The 4269-nt window shown below is 42.4% G+C and carries 3 protein-coding genes and 1 pseudogene; 1 reads left to right on the forward strand and 3 read right to left on the reverse strand.

Annotated elements, in window-relative coordinates; all coding sequences use genetic code 11:
- Positions 1 to 273, forward strand: a pseudogene (locus tag IQ242_RS17895) (ISAs1 family transposase); the annotation flags it as partial.
- A 448-nt stretch (positions 274 to 721) separates the two neighbouring features.
- Here IQ242_RS17895 and kaiC read toward each other — a convergent pair.
- From kaiC to IQ242_RS17910, 3 genes are all read right to left on the reverse strand, one after another.
- On the reverse strand, positions 722 to 2284 hold the full coding sequence (gene kaiC, locus IQ242_RS17900; protein WP_193960899.1) for a circadian clock protein KaiC: 1563 nt from the start codon (positions 2282 to 2284) through the stop codon (positions 722 to 724).
- A 193-nt stretch (positions 2285 to 2477) separates the two neighbouring features.
- Positions 2478 to 2792, reverse strand: coding sequence for a circadian clock protein KaiB (gene kaiB, locus IQ242_RS17905; RefSeq protein WP_002733742.1), 315 nt, complete (start codon positions 2790 to 2792; stop codon positions 2478 to 2480).
- A 56-nt stretch (positions 2793 to 2848) separates the two neighbouring features.
- The gene (locus tag IQ242_RS17910; protein WP_193960900.1) at positions 2849 to 3778 is read right to left on the reverse strand and encodes a circadian clock protein KaiA; all 930 of its coding nucleotides are present in this window, start codon (positions 3776 to 3778) and stop codon (positions 2849 to 2851) included.
- Positions 3779 to 4269 lie beyond the last annotated feature (491 nt).

Here is a 4269-nt window from a genome sequence, read left to right on the forward strand (position 1 = left end):
AACAGCTTACTATATCAGTCGCCTAACCGAATCCGCCCAAGTATTTGCTAAAATTATTCGAGGACATTGGAAAATATAAAATCAGTTACATTGGGTAAAAGATGTAATTTTTGAGGAAGATAAAAGCCAGATCAGTGATTTTCAAGCGGCCAGCAATTGGTCAATTCTCACAACTATAGGATTGCATCTTTTCCCTTGGGTTTTCTCCCAATAACAGAGGGACAGAGGTGGTTAGCTGAACGTTGGAAAAAACTGATAGTTTTATCGACGTAAGAAGCAGAAAAATTAGCTAAATTAACAGGATTTACTCTCAAACAATTTCAAGAGAGATAGGCTTTTAGTGGCTTGGAAACAAGCTTTATCAATCTCTTCCTAATAAATATTGGCAGAAGATTAAAGATTAATTATTGTGACTAACTCTTTTGATTAGAGAAAGATAAACTTGAGAATCTTCGGTCAAATTTATTGACTTAAAATCAGCTGTACTTAATTTAAATGAAACAGCCCTAGGTTTGGGGGGTAGAACCCCCGAAAAGTCTGGATTTAGGACAAAAAATCTAGAAAGCACAGTTTTTAAAAAGAGGTTACGATAAAATCCCAACTTACAGCGTTTCTGGCAAAGATGAAGTGTAACCCAATTTGGTATCGACTCTTGACTCCCCAAAAGGAAAACTTCGTACCTCACCATTAAGATAACTGCTATAAATCAGTCAACTCCCGATTATTCATCCTGTAATTTTTCGCGCACATTGCGAACAATCCGCGATAATTCACTCTTTTCATCGACGCTAATTTTAGTCGGAGAACCACTAATAATCCGCTCGTAATTACGGAAAGAATCCTTGATATCCGCCCCGTCCTGACTGATAGTATATTCACGAATCCCTTTATCGTGCCAAGAACCGCGCATCTTAAAGACGTTAATCGCTCGCGACATTTCGCCGCGAATTTCCACATACTGCAGCATTAAAATCGTGTCGGTAATCGTAGAAATATGAGATTCGGTGATCGAGTGCGCTCCCATAAATTGGTCGGTAGTATTGGTGAAAAATCCCGTAATTTCCTCCTGTTTGGCGTATCCTGTCACCCCGATCACAAATTGCCGAAAAGCATTATTTGTCACCCCCCGCGCGAGCGCCGATAGAGAATCAATAGCAATACGAGAGGGTTTAAATTCCGAGATTTCCGACTTAATCATCTGTAAATGGTCTTCTAATCCCGCCGATTCCGGGTAAGAACACAACAATTTTAATAATCCCTTGCGTTCCATCTCCTCAAAATCGATCCCCCAAGAAGAAGCATTTCGGGACAATTGAGCGCGAGATTCTTCATAAGCGAACAAAATCGCCCGCTCACCGCGCCTACAGCCTTCTTCCAGAAATTTACTGACTAAGAGAGTTTTACCCGTACCTGTTGCTCCTGTAGCCAAAATAATCGAATCCTTGAAAAAACCGCCTCCACACATATCATCAAGGGTTTTGACTCCCGAAGAAATGCGGACATTAGAAGAGCGCTGAGTTAGACGCATCGCACCGAGGGGGAAGATATTAATGCCATCATTGGTGATAGTAAAGGGATATTCCCCCTTCATGTGGGTTGTTCCCCGTAATTTGAGGATTTCTGCGGTTCTGCGTCGCCTTTCTCCCTCTAGCACGTTCCGCATAATTACCACATTATCAGAGACAAATTCCTCTACACCAAAACGGGCCACCGCTCCGTATTCTTCGATACGTTCCGTGGTCATAATTGAAGTCACTTCTAATAATTTTAACCGGGCCACGAGCCGAAAAATTTCTCGCCGCACCACTGACACCGCTTCGTACTGCTGAAAAACGGCAGTTACAGAGTCAATTGATACCAGTTTGGCTTTATATTTGGTAATTGCGTATTGAATGCGCTCGATTAGGGCCGAAAGATCAAAACTACCCACCACCTCTTGACCTTCCGGATCTGGGGAAGCATCGAGAATAAACAACTTACCCTGGTCAATTAATTCTTCTAAATCCCAACCAAAACTATAGGCATTTTGGATAATATCGGTGGGAGATTCTTCAAAAGTAACAAACAGACCCGGATAGTCAAAATACTTGATCCCGTGGTAGAGAAATTGAACGGCAAGCAGGGTTTTTCCCGTGCCAGAAGTGCCACTCACTAAGGTAGTTCGCCCCAGGGGTAAACCACCGTGAGTGATCTCATCAAAACCTTCAATTAGGGTTCTAATTTTGCGAACACCTTTGGGTTTAATCGGTGGATTCAATTGGCTATTAGAGTTAGATTGAGTCATTATTTATCCAGCGAATATTTAAAGAGTAGGATTTTTATCTAATTTTTCCACAGAAACATATCAAGCCTGACTAGACACTTTACACCATCTCGATTTCCATTGACTCTTGACTTTCCCCTAGAGGTACTAGATTATGCCCCGATCATTTCTTCTTCAATAAATATAACCTGTCTAATCACCTATGGCCGAAGACCTAGCTATCATTTTCTCGTTCACGAATTTCCTCGTACAGTAAGTCTAAACCGATCAGAACCTTCTCTCGATCGGACAAATCACCGATAATTTTCCGCACCGGGGGAGGGAGGACTTTCGCAAGGGTAGGAGTAGCGAGAATCTTGTCTTCCTCCGCTAGTTGCGGGTTTTTCAGCACGTCAATCACCTTGAGCGCATACACTCCCTGAAATTCCTCTTCTAGGATATTTTTCAGGGTTTTCAAGGCACGCACGGAGTTGGGGGTATTGCCGGCGACGTACAGTTTTAAAACATAGGTTTTTTTAAAGACGCTCATAGGTTAAGATCAAAGGGACTGGGGATACGAGTTCATCGCTATTTTTCTGGGATATTTTAGTCTATTCCCAATAATAAATCATAAGGGATATCCTCGCGAGGTATGGAACGACGATACATTTCCCCCAAGTGAGCAAGGATATCAATGAGAGCGAGACGATAATCTAGGAGAATTTCCTCACTTCTGCCTTCTAATTTTAACTGTTGGGAAAATTCATCCATTAACTCCATGTGAATTTCCAGAATTTGCGACACTGAGAGATCGGTAAAAAAGACATTATTAACCAACTCATCGATCGCTTGATTAATCGGATAATCCTGTTGGAAGTAATTTAAAATAATCTCCCGATAATCTCTTCTTACTTCCCGCAGTAATTCGTTTTTTTCCTCCGGGGCAAGATTGCGATAAAATAGCTGCGGGTTGCGTTTGTAGTAAACACCTAAATAGCCGAGTCTTTCTTTTAATTTTTCCGCTAAACGGCGCTGTTGTAGGAGGAGAAAACTGTGATTATTTTCCACGGGATTTGGTTGGTTAACAATCGTGGTAGGCTCGGAAAAAGAGCAATTAGGAGCTAAATGGAGAAATCGAGCGATCGCTTGGTCGATGACCGAGGTGATGCTGTCTAATTCCTTGACGGTAATTTGTAATTCGGCACTATGATAGAGACAGGTGGGAGAGTCATTCGTCCCCGCAGTGATGTTGTTGTCAGCGACAATGATCACTACTGGCAGTAAAATCCCCCCTTCGTAGAGTTGATTAAAAGTCGGCTGTAGGGAAGGATGAAAGACCACCAGCAAACAATCGATTTTTTCCTTCTCTGCCTCGATATTAGCCAGTAATTCGCTAGAAGACGACCCTAGGGTTAGATTATAGCGTTCATTAGCCAATAAAGCCGTCAAAGAATTAACCAGCCCCAGAGGTGAACTCACTCCCGTCAAGGGTGAGTCCGTTGGGACAAAAGCATAAATAGTCAGTCTCGGAGGCAACGTTTTCTCACCCGCAAGGTAGATAGAAAATAACAAACAATAGGTTAGGCTTTCTCTGTTGAGAAGACAACCCCCCCGCCATCAGATCGGGGAAGTTAAAGTTAACTTTGCTTTTTGGCAGTGGGTATCGTAGTTAATTGTAATCAATAGAGCGGTTCTCTAGATGAGCGAGCGTCATAATCAAGCTAAATTCAAGTTCTAGGACGACTAATAGTTTGGCCATCAGTTTGTTAATTAGGGCTGGCTGAATAAATCTAAAAACCTTGTTGGATAATACTTTTAGACCTTTTTGAAATCCAAAAGTGCCGGGGATGGGAGTGAGCAGGGGGAAAATTCCGGGACTTTTGCCCTGAAAATTAGGTAATTGACCACCTGAAAATCGGTAAAACCCTATACCCTACACCCTACACCCTACACCCTGCCCCCATCGAAAAACTTTTTGCCGCAAACCCTAATTATGCCCTAAAGTTACCGCCACCGCCCTCCCCAAT

The organism is Microcystis sp. LEGE 08355, from assembly GCF_015207185.1.
GTDB lineage: Bacteria > Cyanobacteriota > Cyanobacteriia > Cyanobacteriales > Microcystaceae > Microcystis > Microcystis panniformis.

Coding starts and splice junctions, on each gene's coding strand:
- kaiC (WP_193960899.1), bottom strand. CDS start 2,284: ATGACTCAATCTAACTCTAATAGCCAATTGAATCCACCGATTAAACCC.
- kaiB (WP_002733742.1), bottom strand. CDS start 2,792: ATGAGCGTCTTTAAAAAAACCTATGTTTTAAAACTGTACGTCGCCGGC.